The sequence below is a fragment of the Pseudonocardia sp. McavD-2-B genome (assembly GCF_024124365.1).
Taxonomy (GTDB): Bacteria; Actinomycetota; Actinomycetes; order Mycobacteriales; family Pseudonocardiaceae; genus Pseudonocardia; species Pseudonocardia alni.
The window spans coordinates 1-18,568 of the sequence record NZ_JAMXSG010000094.1 but is presented as its reverse complement, the minus strand read 5'-3'; the positions used below and the strand labels follow the sequence as shown (position 1 = coordinate 18,568).

Here is an 18,568-nt window from a genome sequence, read left to right as displayed (position 1 = left end):
GGTCGCGTCGGCGGGCCCGGACCGCCCCGGACCGCTGCGTGCCCCGCGCAGCCCGCTGCGGCACCGGCGCACGCTGGCCCTGATCGGGGCGACGGCCGTGCTCCTCGGCGGGTACGCCCTGACGACCTCGCCGGCGGTGACCGCGGTCCCGGCGCCGCAGGACCGCACCGCCGACCAGTGGGCCGGGCAGGCCCGCATCGCGCTGGCGGCGCTCGACGACAAGCTCGGGACGCTCAACGCGAGCGAACGGACCTGGCAGGCGTCCGCGCACGAGTCGGACCGCACCCCGGCCGCGGTCGCGAAGCTGCAGCAGCAGCGCGACACCCTGCTCCAGCAGCGTGCCGCCCTGCAGTCGCAGCTGCAGGTCTACACGTCCCGGCAGGACGCCGTGGACGCGCTGGCCGCCGCAGAGCAGCAGCTCGCCGAGATGGACCGGATCGTCGCCGACCTGCCGCCGGCCACCCGCCGGACTCCCGACCAGATGGCCGCGGCCGCGTCGCTGGAGGAGCAGCGCGACCTGCGCGCCCGCAACCGTGACGCCTGCGCGGAGCGGCTGGCCGCCATCGACGACGGCATCGACCGGGCCCGCACCGCCCCGCTGCCCGGCGACGGCGACGAGACCGAGAAGGTCTCCGACGACGTGCTGGCCCTCGCCCGCGGCGAGGACCCCGCCACCCCGGAGTCGTCCGGGGTGCGCCGCAACCCCGAGGTACTGGCCGGGGGCCGGGAGACCGCCGGGGACCGCGAGCGCGACGACGTCGGCACCAGTGGCCCGCCGGACCCGCGGGGCCCGCTGGACGAGACCCGGCCGCGGGCCGAGGGGCCGGAGGGCGCCTCGGCCCGCGGCCCGGGCGGCACGCCCGGCCGTGACGCAGGCCCGGGGGAGAAGCTGGGTGGTGCCGTGTCCGGTGCCGCCGACGGCGTCGCCGGCCTGACCGGTGGCGAGCCGGGCCCCGGGGACGGCGCGGGCTCCGGTGCGGGTCCGGGCGCGGGTTCGGGTGCGGGTTCGGGCGCCGCGAAGAAGGCCGATCGGCCCGAGGTCGTACCGGCGTCGTCCGAGGGGCCGGTCAAGAAGGTCGGAAACGGCGTCGGCGAGGCCGCGCAGGGCGTCGGGGACACCGCCGAATCGCTGGGCCGGGGCGTCGACGACGTCGCGGGCGGGCTGACCGGGAAGAAGTCCGGCTCGGGTTCCGGCGGCTCGGACGCCGGGTCCTCCGGCTCCTCCGGTCCGTCCGACGAGGCCCCTGCCCGGTCCGCCCCCGCGCCGCGGAAGGACCCCGCGCCGCGGGAGGAGCCCTCGCCGCGCGCGGCCGCGTCCGCTGCGAGCCCGTCCGCGTCGACCGCCCCGTCGGAGAGCTCCGGCACGGAGCGCTCCGGCTCGGGAGCGCAGGGGTCCGGCGGGAGCCGCGGCTCCGGCGGCATCGTCAGCGCCGTGGCCGGGTCCTACGTCGAGTCCGCCATGGGGCGGGAGGCGGCGGCTCCGGTGCTGGCGGAGGCCGACCGGCAGGCGGCGGAGCAGATGGCCGAGCGCAGCGGGTCCTCCGGGGCCCGGTCCGGCGGCTCGTCCGGCTCCTCCGACGGCTCGGGATCGGACTCACGGTCCTCCGGGTCCCGCTCCTCCGGATCGGACTCCGACTCCGGGTCCTCGGGGTCGCGGTCGTCCCGGTCCTCGGACTCCGGTTCGTCCGCCCGGTCGTCGGACTCGGGCTCGTCGTCGTCCCGGTCGTCCGGCTCGGGCTCCTCGTCCTCCTCGGACTCGGGGTCGTCGGACTCGGGGTCGTCGCGGAGCAGCAGCTCGGACGGCTCCCGCTCCTCGTCCTCGGACTCCGGCTCGCGGTCGTCGGGGTCGTCGGGGTCGTCGGGGTCGGACTCGGACCAGGACGGCGGCAGCTCCTGGTACTGACGGGGCCGCCCGCGGCCGGCTCGTACGGAGCCGTCCACCTGGAGGCCGTGGGGAGCGCCCCCGCGCGCGGCCCGGTGGCCGCTCCACCGGCCCCGATCGGTCCACCGTTCACCCGATCGGTCGTGGCGCGTCGCGCGGTTCGGGCGTGGCGCGACGATCGCGGGCCGATGACGCGGGTACCGTCCCCGCTGTGACCGCTGCCCGCACGCTCGCCACCGCGCCGGCCGCGAGCGTCCTGCCCGAGCACGTCCGCACCGCCTTCGGCGTGCGCGAGACGTCCCCCCGTCCCGTCGTGTGGGCGGGCCAGCGGGCCTGGCAGTGCGGCGACGTGCTGCTGCGGCCGGTGTCCGACCACGTCGTCGCCGCCTGGTCGGCGACGGTCCTGGAGAACCTCGAGGTCGACGGCGTCCGCCTCGCCCGCCCCGTCCGCAGCTCGGACGGCCGGTGGGTCGTGGGCGGCTGGGCCGCGTCCCGGCACGTGCCCGGCGTCCCCGAGCCGCGGCACGACGAGGTCGTCGCCGCGTCGCTGCGGCTGCACGCCGCCACCGCGACCGTGCTGCGCCCGCGCCTGCTCGACGACCGCGACGACCTGCTGTCCCGGTCCGCGGCCGCTGCGTTCGGCGAGCGCCGCCTGGACCTGCACCCCGAGACCGGCGGCCGGCTGTTCGCCGAGCTCGCCGCGCACCGCCGCACGATCCGGCTCACCCCGCAGGTCGTGCACGGCGAGCTGTTCGGCGCCATGCTGTTCGACCCGACGGGGCGGCCCGCGGTGCTCGACCTCGTGCCGTTCTGGCGGCCCGCGGAGTGGGCGGCGGCGGTCGTCGTCGTCGACGCGGTCGCCTGGGGCGGTGCCGACGAGGAGCTGATCGAGCGCTGGTCGGAGCTGCCCGAGTGGCCGCAGTCGCTGCTGCGGGCGGTGCTCTACCGGCTGGCCCTGCACGCCCAGCACCCGGACGCGACGACCGAGTCGCTCACCGGGATCGAGCGGGTCGCGAGCCTGGTCAGCCGCCGGCTCTGACGTGGCCGCTCCCAGCACGCTGCTGCTCACCGGCGCCGCGGGGAACATGGGGACGTTGTTACGTCCCCGGCTGGCCCGCGACGGCCGGATCCTGCGCCTGCTCGACACCGCGGAGCTGCAGGCCCGTCCCGGCGAGCAGGTCCGCACCGGCTCGGTGACCGACCCGGACGCGGTCGCCGCCGCGACGGCCGGTGCCGACGCCGTCGTCCACCTCGCCGGGATCAGCGGTGAGGCGGGCTGGGACGACATCCTCGCCGTCAACGTCGAGGCGACCCGCACCGTGCTCGACGCGGCGGTCGCCGCCGGGGTGCGGACCGTCGTGCTCGCCTCCAGCAACCACGCCGCGGGCTTCCGCACCCGCGACGACGGCGTCCCGCTGCCGGCGACCGTGGGGCCCGCCCCGGACACCTACTACGGCTGGTCCAAGCATGCGATGGAGGGGCTGGGCAGGCTCTACCACGAGCGGTTCGGCCTGACCGTGGTCTCCGCGCGGATCGGCAGCTGCTTCCCGCGGCCGTCGAACGCCCGGATGCTCGCGACCTGGCTGTCCCCGGACGACGCCGCCCGCCTGGTCGAGGCGGCCGTCGCCCCCGGCACCCGCGGCCACCACGTCGTGTGGGGCGTGTCGGCCAACACCCGTCGCTGGTGGTCGCCGGCGGAGGGCGCCGCGATCGGCTTCCACCCGCGCGATGACGCCGAGGTCTTCGCCGAGGAGCTCCTCGACGGCGCGGAGCCGGACCCGGCCGACCCGGTGCACCACCGGGTGGGCGGCGCGTTCTGCGACGCCCCGCTCGGCGTCCCGATGCGCTGAGGCGGCTCACAGCCGTCGCGACACCCGTGTGAGATAAGCGTTGCGGGGGTGTCACACGGGGCCACCCGTCGGAAACTGGGGCTCCCTAGCGTCGTCGACGACGTGACCGCCGGCGATCAGGAGACCGATCCGTGACCACCACCTCTGCCCCGGGGCGCCGCATCGGCGGCCGCTGGATCGACCACTGGGACCCCGAGGACGAGGGGTTCTGGCAGCGCACAGGCTCGGCGATCGCCCGTCGCAACCTGTGGCAGTCGATCTTCTCCGAGCACATCGGCTTCTCGATCTGGACCATCTGGTCGGTCCTGGTGCTGTTCATGGGGCCCGAGTACGGGTTCACCGCGGCGCAGAAGTTCTTCCTGGTCGCCGTACCCACGCTGGTCGGGTCGATCCTGCGGCTGCCCTACACCTTCGCCGTCGCCCGCTTCGGCGGCCGCAACTGGACGATCTTCGCGGCGTCGTTGCTGATCGTGCCCACGATCCTGGCGATGGTCGTGCTGGAGCCGGGCGTGTCGTACACGACGCTGCTGGTCGTCGCCGCGGTCGCCGGGGTCGGCGGCGGCAACTTCGCGTCGTCGATGGCGAACATCAACGCGTTCTTCCCGGAGAAGGAGAAGGGCTGGGCGCTGGGGCTCAACGCCGGCGGCGGCAACCTCGGCGTGCCGGTCGCACAGCTGCTCGGCCTGCTCGTCATCGCCACCCTCGGCGCGGGCTCCCCGCGGGTGCTGCTGGCGGTCTACCTGCCGTTCATCGCGATCTCGGCGTTCCTGGCGTGGAAGCGGATGGACAACATCGCCGCGATGTCCAACGACACCGGCGCGTTCACCGAGGCCTGCCGCGACCGCCAGACGTGGATCATGTCGTTCCTCTACATCGGGACGTTCGGATCGTTCATCGGCTACTCGTTCGCCTTCGGCCTGGTCCTGCAGAACCAGTTCGACCGGACGCCGCTGCAGGCCGCCGCGGTCACCTTCATCGGCCCGCTCATCGGGTCGCTGATCCGCCCCTACGGCGGCAAGCTCGCCGACCGGTTCGGCGGCGCGATGGTCACCCTGTGGAACTTCGTCGGCATGGCCGTCGCCACGCTGGTGATCATCTTCGCGTCGGGGATCGAGTCGCTGACGCTGTTCACGATCGGCTTCATCGCCCTGTTCACGCTGTCCGGCGTCGGCAACGGGTCGACCTACAAGATGATCCCGGCGATCTTCACCGGGCGGGCGCGCGTCGCGATCGCCGGGGGCGCGGACCGCGGGACCTCGTTCGACACCGCGCGACGGCTGTCCGGCGCCGTCATCGGCATCGCCGGTGCGGTCGGCGCGCTGGGCGGGCTGTTCATCAACCTCGCCTTCCGTCAGTCGTTCATGACGGTGCAGTCCGGCACGCCCGCGTTCTGGGGCTTCCTGGCCTTCTACGTCCTCTGCATCGGTGTCACCTGGGCCGTGTACCTGCGGCCGCGCCCGGCACTGGCCGGGAGCACCGAGGCCGCCGCGATGGCCCGGGTCTGAGCCGTGGGTCCGGAGGGCCGGACCGCCACCCACTGCCCGTACTGCGCCCTGCAGTGCGGGCAGTGGGTCGGCCCGTCCGGCGAGGTCGACGCCCGTGACTTCCCGACCAACGCCGGGGGCATGTGTCAGAAGGGCTGGACCTCCGGCGCTCTGCTCACCCATCCGCAACGCCTGACGTCGCCGCTGGTCAGGACCTCGCGGGCGGCCGGTTTCGTCGAGACCGGCTGGGACGACGCGCTCACCGGCGTCGCCGCTCGGCTCGCCGCCCTGCGTGCCGAGTACGGACCCGACTCGGTCGCGGTGTTCGGCGCGGGCGGGCTGACCAACGAGAAGGCCTACCTGCTCGGGAAGTTCGCCCGGGTCGCGCTGGGCACCAGCCAGATCGACTACAACGGACGGTTCTGCATGTCCTCGGCGGCCGCCGCGGGCAACCGGGCCTTCGGCGTCGACCGCGGGCTGCCGTTCCCCGTCACCGACCTCGACGACGCCGAGCTGGTCGTCCTCGCCGGCGCGAACGTCGCCGAGACCATGCCGCCCCTGATGTCGCACCTGACCGGCGCGCGCCTGGTCGTCGTCGACCCGCGGCGCACACCGACCGCGGAGCGCGCGCTCGCCTCCGGCGGGCTGCACCTGGCGCCGCGCCCGGGCACCGACCTGGTCCTGGCGCTGGGGATGCTGCACGCCGCCGTCGTCGACGGGCACCTCGATCTGTCCTACGTGGACGACCGGACGACCGGTTTCGACGACGTCTGGGCGATCGCCTCGCAGTGGTGGCCCGAGCGCGCGGAGCGGGTCTGCGGGGTCGCCGCCACCGACATGCGCACCGTCGTGCGGTGGCTCGCGGAGTCCACGCGGCGCTACGTGCTCACCGCGCGCGGTGCCGAGCAGCACGCGCACGGCGTCGACACCGTCGCTGCGTGGATCAACCTGTCGCTGGCACTCGGCCTGCCCGGCCGCCCCGGCTCCGGGTTCGGGACGATCACCGGGCAGGGCAACGGCCAGGGCGGGCGCGAGCACGGACAGAAGTCCGACCAGCTCCCCGGCTACCGGCACATCGCCGACCCGGCCGCCCGCGCGCACGTCGCACGGGTGTGGGGGGTGCCCGAGCCCTCGATCCCCGGGCCCGGCCGCAGCGCGGTCGAGCTCCTCGACGCCCTCGGCCGCCCCGGCGGTCCGCGTGCGCTGCTGGTGTTCGGCTCGAACGTGCTCGTCTCCGCGCCCGACGCCCGCGCCGTCGCCGAGCGGCTCGACGCACTGGATCTGCTCGTCGTCGCCGACGTGCTGCCCGGCGAGACCGCGCTGCGCGCCGACGTCCTGCTCCCCGTCGCCCAGTGGGCGGAGGAGGAGGGGACCATGACGAACCTGGAGGGACGGGTCCTGCGCCGCCGTCGCGCGCTCGCCCCGCCGCCCGGGGTGCGCACCGACCTCGAAGTGATCGCCGCACTGGCCGCGGCCCTCGACGCGCCGGGGGAGTTCCCCGCCGACCCGCGGACCGTGTTCGACGAGCTGCGGCGCGCCTCGGCCGGTGGGATCGCCGACTACGCGGGCGTGTCCTACGACCGGCTCGACGCGGGCGAGGCCCTGCACTGGCCGGTCCCCGCCGACGACCACCCCGGGACCCCGCGGCTGTTCACCGAGCGCTTCGGCCACCCCGACGGACGTGCCCGGATGCTGCCGGTCGACCACGTCGAGCCGGACGAGGGCACGGGCGGCGGCTTCCCGCTGACCGTGACGACCGGGCGGGTGCTGGTGCACTACCAGTCCGGCGCGCAGACCCGGCGGGTCGCCGAGCTGGCGGACGTCGTGCCCGAGGCGTTCGTCGAGGTGCACCCGGACACCGCCGCCCGGCACGGTCTCGCCGACGGCGACCTGGCCGACGTCGTGTCCCGTCGCGGGACGACGACGGCGCGCGTCCGCTGCGTCGCCTCGCTGCGCCCGGACACGGTGTTCCTGCCCTTCCACTTCGGTGGGGCGGGGGCGGCGAACAACGTCACCAACCCGGCCCTGGACCCGGTGAGCCGGATGCCGGAGTTCAAGGTGGCCGCGGTGCGGCTGGAACCCGCCTCGCCGGGCCGGAACCCGTCCGACGGATCCGGGACCGGCACCGCCGCCGAGCTGAGCCCCACCGGCGCGGGTCGGTCCGCGCGCTGATCCGCTGCTCGCGCGCGTCGGGACACGCGCGCTCTGCGGATCACCGCGCGCTCTGCGGATCACCGCGCGGGCGGTGGGCGCCGCCCTCGCTGCGACAGGCGCACCTCGCACGGTCCCGCCCCACCTCGCACACCCTGCAGAGGCTGCGAGGTGGGAGGAACCGCTGCGAGGTCCCGGCTCACGGACGCCGCCCGCCGAGAATGAGGACCTCGTAACGCCCGTGCAACGGCCGGCGTTCTGCCCGTAACCCCCCGTTCCTACCGTCGGTGTCATGAGCAGGCGCGTGGTGGTGATCGGGCACGGCATGGTCGGTGCCCGTTTCGTGGAGGAGGTCCGCCGGCGCGACCCGGACGGTGAGCGGGTGACGCTCACCGTCCTCGGCGCGGAGTCCCGCCCCGCGTACAACCGGGTGCTGCTGTCCACCGTGCTCGCCGGCGGGCTGCGGCCCGCCATGGTCGCGCTGCCCGCCGTCGACGGCGTCGACCTGCAGACCGGCGTCGCGGCGACGGCGCTCGACCGGACCGCGCGCGTCGTCCACGCCGACGACGGCACCGTCCACCCCTACGACGAGCTGGTTCTCGCCACCGGCTGTCGCGCCTGGCTGCCGCCGGTCGACGGTCTCGCCGACCCCGGGGCCCCGGAGGTGCCGGCCCGCGGCGTGAGCCTGTTCCGCGACCTCGACGACTGCGGGCGCATCCTCGACGCGGCCGTGCCGGGTGCGCGGATCGCCGTGGTCGGGGGCGGTCTGCTCGGGGTCGAGGCCGCCCGCGGGCTCGCCGGACGCGGTGTCGCCGTCACCCTCGTGCACCCGCGCACCCACCTGATGGAGCGCCAGCTCGACGCGGGCGCCGGTGAGGTGCTCGCGACCGCGCTGCGCGGGCTCGGGGTCGACGTCCGCTGCGGTGTCGGCGCCAAGGCCTGGGACCCCGAGACCGGCCTGGACTGCGACGACGGTTCCCGGATCGCCGCGGACCACGTCGTCGTCGCCGCCGGGGTGCGTGCGAACACCGGGCTGGCCGCCGACGCCGGGCTCGCGGTCGACCGGGGGATCCTGGTCGACGACCGCCTCGCCACCGACGACGGCCGGGTGCACGCCCTCGGCGACTGCGCGCAGCACGCCGGCGCCCCGGGCGGGCTCGTGCAGTCCGGCTGGGAGCAGGCCGCCGTCCTCGCCGACCTGCTGACCGGCACCGACCCGGCCGCGCGCTACCGCGGCACCCGCCCGGTCACCCGGCTCAAGGCCCGCGGCATCGACCTCGCCGCCCTCGGCGACCCCACCGCGGGCGACGAGGAGCTGCGCGTCTCCGACCCCCGCCGCGGCCGCTACGGCGTGCTCGCGCTGCGCGACGACCGCGTCGTCGGGGCCGTCCTCATGGGACTCCCCGACGCCGCAGCCATGATCACCGAGCTGTACGACTCCGGCGCCCCCGCTCCCTCCGACCGGCTCGCGCTGCTGCTCGGCCGCGCCCTGCCCGGCGAGACGTCGCCCGCCACCGACCCGGTCCGGATGCCGGGAAGTGCCGTGGTCTGCCGCTGCAACAGCGTCACCAAGAACGCGCTGGTCACCGCGTGGCGCGCGGGCGCCCACGACGTCGACGCGCTGTCGCGGCGCACCCGGGCCGCCACCGGCTGCGGGAGCTGCCGCGACGTCGTCTGCGGGATCCGGGACTGGCTGGCCGACATCGACCCGCCGCAGGAGAGCGCGGCATGAAGGAGCAGAGCATGAGCCGTCTGGTCGTCGTCGGGAACGGCATGGTGGGCCACCGCCTCGTCGCCGCGATGCGGGACCGGGACACCGCCGGGGACTGGGAGATCACCGTCCTCGGCGAGGAGACCCGCCGCGCCTACGACCGGGTCGCCCTGTCCTCCTACGTGGACGGACGCTCCGAGGAGGAGCTGCGCCTCGACGACGACGAGCTGCGCGGCGACCCGCTGGTGACCTACCACCTCGGTGACGCCGTCGCGACGGTCGACCGCGACGCCCGCCGCGTCACCACCGCGTCCGGCCGCACCCTGATCTACGACGCGCTGGTGCTCGCCACCGGCTCGTACCCGTTCGTCCCGCCGGTCCCCGGCAAGGACCTGCCCGGGTGCTTCGTCTACCGCACCCTCGACGACCTCGACGCGATCAAGGCGGCCGCCGCGGCCGCCGCCGACGACCCGGCCCGCAAGGGGCGGCCGTCGGCGATCGTCGTCGGCGGCGGGCTGCTGGGCCTGGAGGCGGCGCGCGCGATGCGGCTGCTCGGGCTGTCCCCGCAGGTCGTCGAGATCGCACCGCGGCTGATGCCGGTGCAGGTCGACGCGGGCGGCGGTGCGCTGCTCGAGAGGCTGGTCACCGCGCAGGGCATCGCCGTGCGGACCGGGGTGTCGCTGGCCGCGGTGTCCACCGACCGCGGCCGGCTGGTCGGGACGCTGTCCGACGGCGTCGAGCTCGACGCCGACCTGGTCGTGTTCTCCGCCGGCATCCGGGCCTCCGACCAGCTCGCCCGCGACTGCGGCCTGCCGGTCGGCGAGCGCGGCGGCGTCTGGGTCGACGACCGCTGCCGCACCCGTGACGACGCCGTCTGGGCGATCGGCGAGTGCGCCGCGCTGGAGGGCCGCACCTACGGCCTGGTCGCACCCGGCTACGCGATGGCCGAGGTCGTCGCGGACCGGCTGCTCGGCGGTGAGGCCCGGATGACGCCCGAGGAGCTGGACATGTCCACCCAGCTCAAGCTGCTCGGCGTCGACGTCGCCAGCTTCGGCGACGCGCACGCGGTCACCGAGGGCGCGCTGGAGATCGTCGTCAACGACCCGGTCGAGGGGACCTACTCCAAGCTGGTCGTGTCCGACGACGCGTCCACCCTGCTCGGCGGTGTCCTGGTCGGCGACGCGTCGCGCTACGGCGCGCTGCGCCCGCTGGTCGGGTCCCGGCTGCCCGACGACCCGGTCACCCTCATCTCCAAGGGCGGCGCCGAGCCCGACGCGTCCGCGCTGCCGGACTCGGCCCAGATCTGCTCGTGCAACGCCGTCACCAAGGGCACGCTGTGCGCGGCGATCGCCGACGGTGCGCACACCGTGCCGGAGCTGAAGGCGTGCACCCGCGCCGGTACCACCTGCGGCTCGTGCGTCCCGGCGCTCGCCCGGATCCTGGCCCAGCAGGGCGTCGAGGTCTCGAAGGCCCTGTGCGAGCACTTCGACCACTCCCGCGCCGAGCTCTTCGAGATCGTCGCCGGGGCGGGCATCACCTCGTTCTCCGCGCTGATCTCCCGGTACGGCCGCGGGTCGGGCTGCGACATCTGCAAGCCGGTCGTCGGGTCGATCCTCGCGACGCTCTACAACGAGCACGTCCTCGACGGCGAGCGGGCGACCCTGCAGGACACCAACGACCACTTCCTCGCGAACATGCAGCGCAACGGCACCTACTCGGTGGTGCCGCGGATCGCCGGCGGCGAGGTGACCCCCGAGGGCCTGATCGTCATCGGCGAGGTCGCCCGCGACTACGGGCTCTACACCAAGATCACCGGCGGACAGCGGATCGACATGTTCGGCGCCCGCGTCGAGGACCTGCCGGCGATCTGGCGCCGCCTGGTCGACGCCGGGTTCGAGTCCGGCCACGCGTACGGCAAGTCGCTGCGCACCGTGAAGTCCTGCGTCGGCACGACCTGGTGCCGCTACGGCGTGCAGGACTCGGTCGGCCTCGCCGTCGAGCTGGAGCTGCGCTACCGCGGGCTGCGCAGCCCGCACAAGCTCAAGTCCGGCGTCTCCGGCTGCGCGCGCGAGTGCGCCGAGGCCCGGTCCAAGGACTTCGGCGTGATCGCCACCGAGCACGGCTGGAACCTCTACGTCGGCGGCAACGGCGGCTTCACCCCGCGCCACGCCGAGCTGCTCGTGTCCGACGTGGACACCGCGACGCTGGTCCGGACGATCGACCGGTTCCTGATGTTCTACGTCCGCACCGCCGAGCGGCTGCAGCGCACCGCGCCGTGGATCGAGGCGATGGAGGGCGGGCTGGACCACCTGCGCGCCGTGATCGTCGACGACTCGCTCGGTATCTGCGGCGAGCTCGACGCCGCGATGGCCCGTCACGTCGACTCCTACGCCGACGAGTGGGCCGGCGTCCTGGCCGACCCGCAGAAGCTGGAGCGGTTCGTCTCCTTCGTCAACGCGCCCGACACCCCCGACCCCACCGTCCGGTTCGTCGAGGAGCGGGGACAGAACGTCCCGGCACCCGGCCGTCCCGACGAGCCCGTCCTGATCGGCCTCCCGGAGGTGTCCTCCCGATGACCACCCGGCTCGACGCGACCACCACGACCGCCGCGCCCGCCCCGGCCGGGACCGAGCCCACCGGCTGGCTCACCGTCTGCCCGGTGGACCGGCTGCAGCCCGGCCGGGGGGCCGCCGCACTCGTCGGCGACACCCAGGTCGCGTTGTTCCGTCTCGCCGACGGCTCGGTGTACGCCCTGGGCAACATCGACCCGTTCACCGGGGCCGCGGTCGTCTCGCGCGGCATCGTCGGCGACCGCGGCGGCGAACCGACCATTGCCTCGCCGCTGTACAAGCAGGTCTTCGCCCTGCGCGACGGCCGCTGCCTCGACGGTGCCGACGGCGACGCTGTGAGCCTGCCCGCGTTCGCGGTGCGGGTCATGGGCGACGCGCTGCAGGTCGGGCTACGGTGAACGGGCCTTCCCACGCCGTCGTGCCCACCACCACCCGCGACGCTCCCGGCGACCTCCGCGCGTCCTCCGCGCCGGCCGGCCGGGGTATCGGAGGAACGGAGAACCGGTGACCCGATCCGCCGCACGAGACACCGCCGCCGCGCCCGACGCGGCCGCGGTGCCACCGCTGGCCGGGTTCACCGTCGGCATCACCGCCGCCCGGCGCGCCGAGGAGCTCGCCACGATGCTGGAGCGCCGCGGGGCAACCATCCAGCACGGGCCCGCGCTGCGCATCGTGGCCCTCGCCGACGACGCCGACCTCGAGACCCGCACCCGCGAGCTCGTCGCGGCACCACCGGACATCACCGTCGCGACCACCGGGATCGGCTACCGCGGCTGGATCGAGGCCGCCGACGGCTGGGGGCTGGGCGAGGACCTGCTCGCCGCGCTCGGCCGCTCGGAGATGCTCGCCCGCGGCCCCAAGGCACGTGGCGCGATCCGCGCGTCGGGCCTGGTCGACGCCTGGTCCCCCGAGTCGGAGTCCACCGCCGAGGTACTGGAACACCTGCTCGACCGCGGCGTCGAGGGCAGCCGCATCGCGGTGCAGCTGCACGGCGAGCCGCTGCCCGACGTCGTCGACGCCCTGGAGATGGCGGGCGCCGAGGTCGTCACGGTGCCGGTCTACCGGTGGGCGCCGCCGCTGGACCTCGGCCCGCTGGACCGGCTGATCGACACCACCCTGGCCGGCGGGATCGACGTCCTGTCGTTCACCAGCGCTCCCGCCGCGGCCGGGATCCTCGCCCGCGCCGGGGAGCGTGGGCTCCGCGAGGACCTGCTCACCGCGCTGCGCGGCCCCGTGCTGGCGCTGTGCGTCGGCCCGGTCACCGCGGCGCCGCTGGAGGCGCTCGACGTGCCGACCGTGCAGCCGCAGCGCTCCCGGCTCGGCGCGATGGTGCGGACCTGCGAGTCCGTCGCCCCGGCCCGCGCCCGCAGGCTCCCGGTCGGCGGCCACCAGCTGGAGCTGCGCGGACACGCGGTGCTCGTCGACGGCACGCTGTGCCCGTTGCCGCCGACGCCCATGGCGCTGCTGCGGCTGCTCGCCAAACGTCCCGGCCGTGTCGTGTCCCGCGCCGAGCTGCTCGCCGCGCAGCCCGGTGGGGCGGGCGACGAGCACGCCGTCGAGAACGCGATCGGCAGGCTCCGCGCGGCGCTCGGTGTCCCCGGCCTGGTGCAGACCGTGGTGCGCCGCGGCTACCGGCTCGCACTCGAACCCGAGCACGGCGCGCACTGCGCCGAGGACCCGGAGGTGACCCGGTGACCGGGCTCCCGCTGCTCCTCGTCGCGCACGGGTCGCGCTCCGACGCCGCCGACGCGGTGATCCGGTCGCTCGCCGCGGCCGTCGCCGCACGCGGCCCGCAGGTCGAGGTCTGCTACGTCGACGTCCGCGGTCCCACGGTCGTCGACGCCGTGATCGGGCTGCGGGACCGCGGCCACGACGGTGCCGTCGTCGTCCCCGCGTTCCTCGCCGCCGGCTACCACGTGCGCACCGACCTGCCCGCCCAGCTCGCCGAGGTCGGCGCCGACCCGGCCCGGTTCCCGGTCACCCGCTCCATGGGTCCCGACCCGCTGCTCGCCGCCGCGGCCCTGGACCGGCTGCGCACGGCCGGCTACCGCGACGGCGACGCCGTCGTCCTCGCGGCGGCCGGCTCGTCGGACCCGTCCGCGGTCGCCCAGGTGCACGCGAGCGCCGGAATGCTCGCCCGCCGGGTCGGCCGTCCGGTCCCGGTCGGGTTCGCCGCCACCGGCAGCCCGTCGGTGACCGAGCTGGTCGCCCGGCTGCACGACGCCGGGGAGCGGCGGGTCGCGGTCGCGTCCTGGCTCCTGGCCCCCGGGGTCTTCCAGACGCGGCTGCTCGGATCGGGGGGCGACGTCGTCGCCGACCCGCTGGGAGTGCACGACGACGTGGTGACCGCCGTCCTCAAGCGCTACGCCGCCGGGGCCGCCGCGGTGCTCGCCGCCTGACCGTGCCCCGGCCCGACCCGGACCTGGTCGCCCGGCTCCGGGCGGCGGGCTGTGTGTTCGCCGAGGACGAGGCCGCGCTGCTCGCCGCGGCGGCCGACGGGCCGGAGCTGGAGGTGCTGGTCCGCCGCCGCATCGCCGGGGAGCCGCTCGAGCAGGTCCTCGGCCGGGTGGACTTCGACGGGCTGACCGTGCGGGTCACCCCGGGGGTGTTCGTGCCGCGCCGTCGCAGCGAGGCGCTGGTGCACGCGGCCGTCGCCGCGCTGCCGGGATCCGCGCATCCCGGGCGCCCGCTCGTGGTCGACCTGTGCTGCGGCTGCGGGGCGCTCGGGCTCGCCGTCGCGCGCCGGGCCGCCGTCGACCTCCACGCCGCCGACGCCGACCCGGTCGCGACCGTCTGTGCCGCGGAGAACCTGGCCGGGGTGGGGACGGTGCACACCGGTGATCTGTTCGCCGCGCTGCCCACCGGGCTGCGGGGACGCGTCGACGTGCTCGTCGCGAACACCCCCTACGTGCCCAGCGGCGCGATCGGCTCGATGCCCCCGGAGGCCCGCGACCACGAGCCCCGTACCGCACTCGACGGCGGCCGCGACGGCCTCGACCCGGCCCGCCGGGTGGCCGCGGGGGCGGGGGAGTGGCTCGCGCCGGGCGGGGCGCTGCTGATCGAGACGGGCACGGCCCAGGCTCCGGTGCTGGCGGAGGTGTTCGGCGGGCACGGTCTCGTCGCGCACATCGGGCACGACCAGGACCGCGACGCGACCTGGGTGGAAGGTCGCGCGGCGCCCTGATCGGCCGCCCGTTTGCTCTGCTCACCGATACGCAGCAGCCCCGGCAGCCCCGTCGAGCCTCGTGACGTCGCTCGGCCCGGCGCATCGAGATGCACGTTCCCGCCCCGGCGAGGGCGAGAACGTGCGCCTCGATCGGGCGGCGGGCCACGTGCTGCGTCATGGTGAGCAGAGCGCTCAGGCTGTCGTGACCACCAGACGTCCGGGAGCGTCCGCGGTCCAGGCCCGCTCCACGTCGCCCAGCTCCGCCACCCGCAGCGGGATCCGGAGCCCTCGGTCGCGACGGCGTCGAGCAGGCGCGGCAGCTCCGCGAGGCCGAGGACCGGCTCAGCGTCTGCGGTGCTCGCGGGGCAGCCGGCCGTCGACCATCAGGATCCCCTCGGCCCGCAGCCGGGCCGCCTGCTCGGCGGCGATGTGCGGGGCCGAGCGCCCGTCGGAGCGCAGCACCCGGTGCCACGGCAGGTCGTGGCCGTCCTCGGCGAGGATCCGGCCGACCAGGCGCGCCGAGCGGATCCCGGCCAGCTCGGCCACCTCGCCGTAGCTGAGGGTCTGCCCGGGCGGGATCGACCGGACGACCTCGCGCACCCGTTCCAGGGTCTCGGAGTCCACGCCTGCAGTCTGACGCTGTCGGTGCCCCGTGGTCTCATCGCCCCATGAGCCGAACAGCCCCCGAGCAGGCGTCGCCGCGCCTGGTGCGTGCGGACCCCCGGCCCGCTCCCGTGCGGGAGTGGACCGGTGCCGCCTCGCGGGTGCTCGCGCACGAGCGCGGCGCGCTGCGGGTGCTGGGCGGCCCGGGCACGGGCAAGACGAGCCTGCTGCTCGACGCGGTCGTCCGCCGCATCCGGGCCGGGGAGCCGCCGGGGTCGGTGCTGCTGCTGGTGGGCAGCCGCCGGGCCGCGGAGGAGCTGCGTGGCCGGCTCACGTCGCTGCTGACCGCGGGAGGGGGTGAGCTCGCCGGGGACTTCGGGGTGCGCACCACCCGCGAGCTGCTGGTGCGGACGGTGCACTCCTACGCGTTCGGGGTGTTGCGGCTGCACGCCGCGCGCTACGAGGACCCGCCCCCGCGGCTGCTGGCCTCGGCCGAGCAGGACGTGGTGGTCCGCGAGCTGCTCGCCGGGGAGATCGACGGCTGGGGCGGCACCGTCCCCGGCTCGGGCTGGCCGGAGCGGCTCGACCCGGCCCTCGGGCTGCCCGGGTTCGCCGCGGAGCTGCGGGAGCTGCTCCTGCGGGCGGCCGAGCGCGGACTGGGGCCACGCGAGCTGGCCGAGCTGGGGCGCGAGCACGGGCGCGAGGAGTGGGTCGCCGCGGCCCGGTTCTTCCGCACCTACGAGGAGGTCACGCTGCTCCGCGGGGCGGCGGGGCGGGGCGCGCCACAGGCGACGGCCCCGGCGCTGGACTCCGCCGAGCTGGTCGCCGCCGCGCTGGACACCCTGGCCGCGGACCCGGACCTGCGGGAGCAGGAGCGGCGCCGGGTCCGTCACCTCCTGGTGGACGACGCGCAGGACCTCGACCCGCAGCAGATGGAGCTGGTCGCGGCGCTGGCCGAGCACGCGGGGTCCACGCTGCTCGCGGGCGACCCCGACCAGGCGGTCCTGACCTTCCGTGGTGCGGACCCGCAGGGCCTGACGGTGCTCGATGCGCCCACCGAGGTCCTCACCGTCGACCACCGCCAGCAGCCGGGGGTCCGCGCGGCCGGGCTGCGGGTGGCCGAGAAGCTGCCCGGTGCCGGGGTGACCCGCACCCGTCGCGGTCCCGGGCCCGCCCCGGGGGACCACGCGGTGCCGGACCCGATCCCGGACGCGGTACCGGAACCGGTGCCCGACGCCGTGCCGGATGCGGCGGGCGCCGGGGTGGGGGAGTCCCTGCAGGTCCGGGTGTTCGGGTCGCCCTCCGCGGAGGCCGGCTGGATCGCCGACCGGCTGCGGCGCGCACACCTCGTCGACGGGGTGCCGTGGTCGGACATGGCGGTGCTGTCCCGGTCCGCGCGGCGCACCCTGCCCGCGCTGCGCCGGGCGCTGGCCGCGGCCGGGGTCCCGCTGGCCGCACCACCGGACGAGGTGCCGCTGCCGCGCCAGCCCGCCGTCGTGCCGCTGCTCCTGGTGCTGCGCGCGGCATGGCGGCCGTCCGCCCTCGACGCCGACCTCGCGACCTCCCTGCTCACCTCACCGCTGGGCGGCGGCGACCCGATGCGGATGCGGCGGCTGCGCCGCGGCCTGCTGCGGATGCACGCCGCCGCGGGGCACGACGTGCGGACCTTCGCCGACGACGAGCGCGTCGAGGCGGGTGAGGTCGACCCGGCCGCGGCGAGCAGCGACCCGTTGCTGGTCGGGATGCTGCGCGACGCCGTCGCGGGCCGGCCCGACCCGCTGCCGATGCTCTCGCCCGCCGAGGCCGCCCCGATGCGCGACGTGGGCCGCCTCCTCGACGCCGCCGCCCGCTCGATCGGCGCGGGCGAGCAGGTCGAGGAGACGTTGTGGAAGGTGTGGCGGCGCACCGGCCTGGCGAAGCGCTGGAGCGAGGCAAGCGCCCGCGGCGGCCCCGGCGGAGCGGCCGCCGACCGGGACCTCGACGCGGTCCTGGCCCTGTTCGACGCGGCCGCCCGCTATACCGACCGGCTGCCCGGCGCCGACGTCGGCGGGTTCCTGGAGTACCTGCTCGACCAGCAGCTGCCGGGGGAGACGCTGGCCCCGCAGGCGCCCCGGGGCGGCGCGGTCGAGCTGCTCACCGCACACGGCGCCCGCGGCCGGGAGTGGACGGTCGTCGCGGTGCCCGGGGTGCAGGAGGGGCTGTGGCCCGACGTACGGCTGCGCGGCAGCCTGCTCGGCCACGAACGGCTCGTCGACCTCGTCGGCGGGGTCGCCGCCCCCGACGACGCGGTCTCCCGCACGGCGCCACTGCTCGCCGAGGAGCGGCGGCTGTTCTACGTCGCCTGCACCCGTGCCCGGACGACGCTGCTGGTCAGCGCCGTGCAGGGGGAGGAGGAGCAGCCCTCCCGGTTCCTCGACGAGCTCGACCCCCGCCCCGCCGACGCCGCCGAGGCCCGCCCGGTGCACCGGCCCGAGCGCTCCCTGGTGACGGCCGAGCTGGTCGGGGAGCTGCGGCGCGCCGTCACCGAGCCCGACCACGGCGACCCGGGACGGGCCGCGCGTCGTCACCGGGCGGCGACCCAGCTGGCCCGGCTCGCCGCGGACGGCGTCCCCGGAGCCCACCCCGACGACTGGTACGGCGTCGCCGACCTGTCCGACGGCGCCCCGCTGCGCGCCGAGGGCGAGCTCGTCCCGATCTCGCCCTCCGACGTCGAGACGATCGCCGGCTGCCCGCTGCGCTGGGTGCTGTCCCGGCACGGCGGCGACGAGACCGGCGCGCTGTCGGCGGTCACCGGGTCCCTGGTGCACGCGCTGGTGCAGGCCCGCGCCGCCGGGGCCGACCCGGTGGAGCTGGAGGAGGCGCTGCGCTCGGCGTGGCGGCGGCTGGACTCCGGGGCGCCGTGGTTCGGGCGCCGCGAGCTGGTCCGGGTGCGGGAGATGCTCGCCGCCTTCGACGACTGGGTCCGCCGCAGCCGTACCGAGGGGCTGGAGCTGGTGGCCGTCGAGCAGCCGGTGCAGCTGGACCTGGACGGCGAGGACGACGGCGAGGGCGACAGCGAGGGCGACGACCCGGGCCTGCCCCTCGGCGGCATCGGTGCGGGCGACGACGACCCGGCGGGGGCCGCGCTCCTGCCGGTCGACACCGACGGCGA

Annotated in this window: 12 protein-coding genes and 1 pseudogene; 12 read left to right on the top strand and 1 reads right to left on the bottom strand. The window is 76.3% G+C overall.

Going from position 1 to position 18,568, the window contains the following annotated elements; translation table 11 throughout:
* The 11 genes and pseudogenes from NH602_RS14530 to NH602_RS14480 form a co-directional block, all read left to right on the top strand.
* Nucleotides 1-1,903, top strand: a pseudogene (locus tag NH602_RS14530) (hypothetical protein); the annotation flags it as partial.
* Nucleotides 1,904-2,093: 190 nt separating this feature from the next.
* Entirely contained in the window at nt 2,094-2,921 is an 828-nt protein-coding gene (locus NH602_RS14525; protein ID WP_083474553.1) for a TIGR02569 family protein, read from the top strand.
* A 1-nt stretch (nt 2,922) separates the two neighbouring features.
* Nucleotides 2,923-3,732, top strand: coding sequence for an NAD(P)-dependent oxidoreductase (locus NH602_RS14520; protein WP_253068082.1), 810 nt, complete (start codon nt 2,923-2,925; stop codon nt 3,730-3,732).
* A 131-nt stretch (nt 3,733-3,863) separates the two neighbouring features.
* Nucleotides 3,864-5,237 (top strand): NarK/NasA family nitrate transporter, encoded by a 1,374-nt coding sequence (locus NH602_RS14515; protein WP_073578324.1) that lies wholly within the window; start codon nt 3,864-3,866, stop codon nt 5,235-5,237.
* 3 nt (nt 5,238-5,240) lie between these two features.
* A complete protein-coding gene (locus NH602_RS14510; protein WP_253068081.1) occupies nt 5,241-7,388 on the top strand; it encodes a molybdopterin oxidoreductase family protein in 2,148 nt (715 codons plus the stop codon).
* A gap of 271 nt (nt 7,389-7,659) precedes the next feature.
* Complete coding sequence (locus NH602_RS14505) at nt 7,660-9,099, top strand: FAD-dependent oxidoreductase (RefSeq protein WP_253068080.1); 1,440 nt, start codon at nt 7,660-7,662, stop codon at nt 9,097-9,099.
* Between the two features lie 11 nt (nt 9,100-9,110).
* Nucleotides 9,111-11,654: a nitrite reductase large subunit NirB gene (gene nirB, locus NH602_RS14500; RefSeq protein WP_253068083.1), complete on the top strand. Its 2,544-nt coding sequence runs from the start codon at nt 9,111-9,113 to the stop codon at nt 11,652-11,654.
* Complete coding sequence (gene nirD, locus NH602_RS14495) at nt 11,651-12,046, top strand: nitrite reductase small subunit NirD (RefSeq protein WP_253068079.1); 396 nt, start codon at nt 11,651-11,653, stop codon at nt 12,044-12,046. The genes nirB and nirD overlap by 4 nt, the downstream gene beginning before the upstream one ends.
* Nucleotides 12,047-12,152: 106 nt before the next feature.
* Entirely contained in the window at nt 12,153-13,343 is a 1,191-nt protein-coding gene (locus NH602_RS14490; protein ID WP_161151271.1) for a uroporphyrinogen-III synthase, read from the top strand.
* The gene (locus NH602_RS14485; RefSeq protein WP_253068078.1) at nt 13,340-14,047 is read left to right on the top strand and encodes a sirohydrochlorin chelatase; all 708 of its coding nucleotides are present in this window, start codon (nt 13,340-13,342) and stop codon (nt 14,045-14,047) included. Before NH602_RS14490 ends, NH602_RS14485 begins: the two co-directional genes overlap by 4 nt.
* A gap of 2 nt (nt 14,048-14,049) precedes the next feature.
* Nucleotides 14,050-14,832: a putative protein N(5)-glutamine methyltransferase gene (locus NH602_RS14480; protein ID WP_253068077.1), complete on the top strand. Its 783-nt coding sequence runs from the start codon at nt 14,050-14,052 to the stop codon at nt 14,830-14,832.
* 324 nt (nt 14,833-15,156) lie between these two features.
* On the opposite strand, the gene NH602_RS14475 is transcribed toward NH602_RS14480, so the two are convergent.
* Nucleotides 15,157-15,438 (bottom strand): MGMT family protein, encoded by a 282-nt coding sequence (locus NH602_RS14475; protein ID WP_073578330.1) that lies wholly within the window; start codon nt 15,436-15,438, stop codon nt 15,157-15,159.
* A 44-nt stretch (nt 15,439-15,482) separates the two neighbouring features.
* Here NH602_RS14475 and NH602_RS14470 point away from each other — a divergent pair.
* A partial coding sequence (locus NH602_RS14470; RefSeq protein ID WP_253068076.1) for an ATP-dependent DNA helicase occupies nt 15,483-18,568 on the top strand: 3,086 nt, incomplete at its 3' end.

Bases quoted from the DNA above. Each gene is read 5' to 3' on its own strand.
- NH602_RS14505 (WP_253068080.1), top strand. From the start codon at position 7,660: ATGAGCAGGCGCGTGGTGGTGATCGGGCACGGCATGGTCGGTGCCCGT.
- nirB (WP_253068083.1), top strand. From the start codon at position 9,111: ATGAGCCGTCTGGTCGTCGTCGGGAACGGCATGGTGGGCCACCGCCTC.
- nirD (WP_253068079.1), top strand. From the start codon at position 11,651: ATGACCACCCGGCTCGACGCGACCACCACGACCGCCGCGCCCGCCCCG.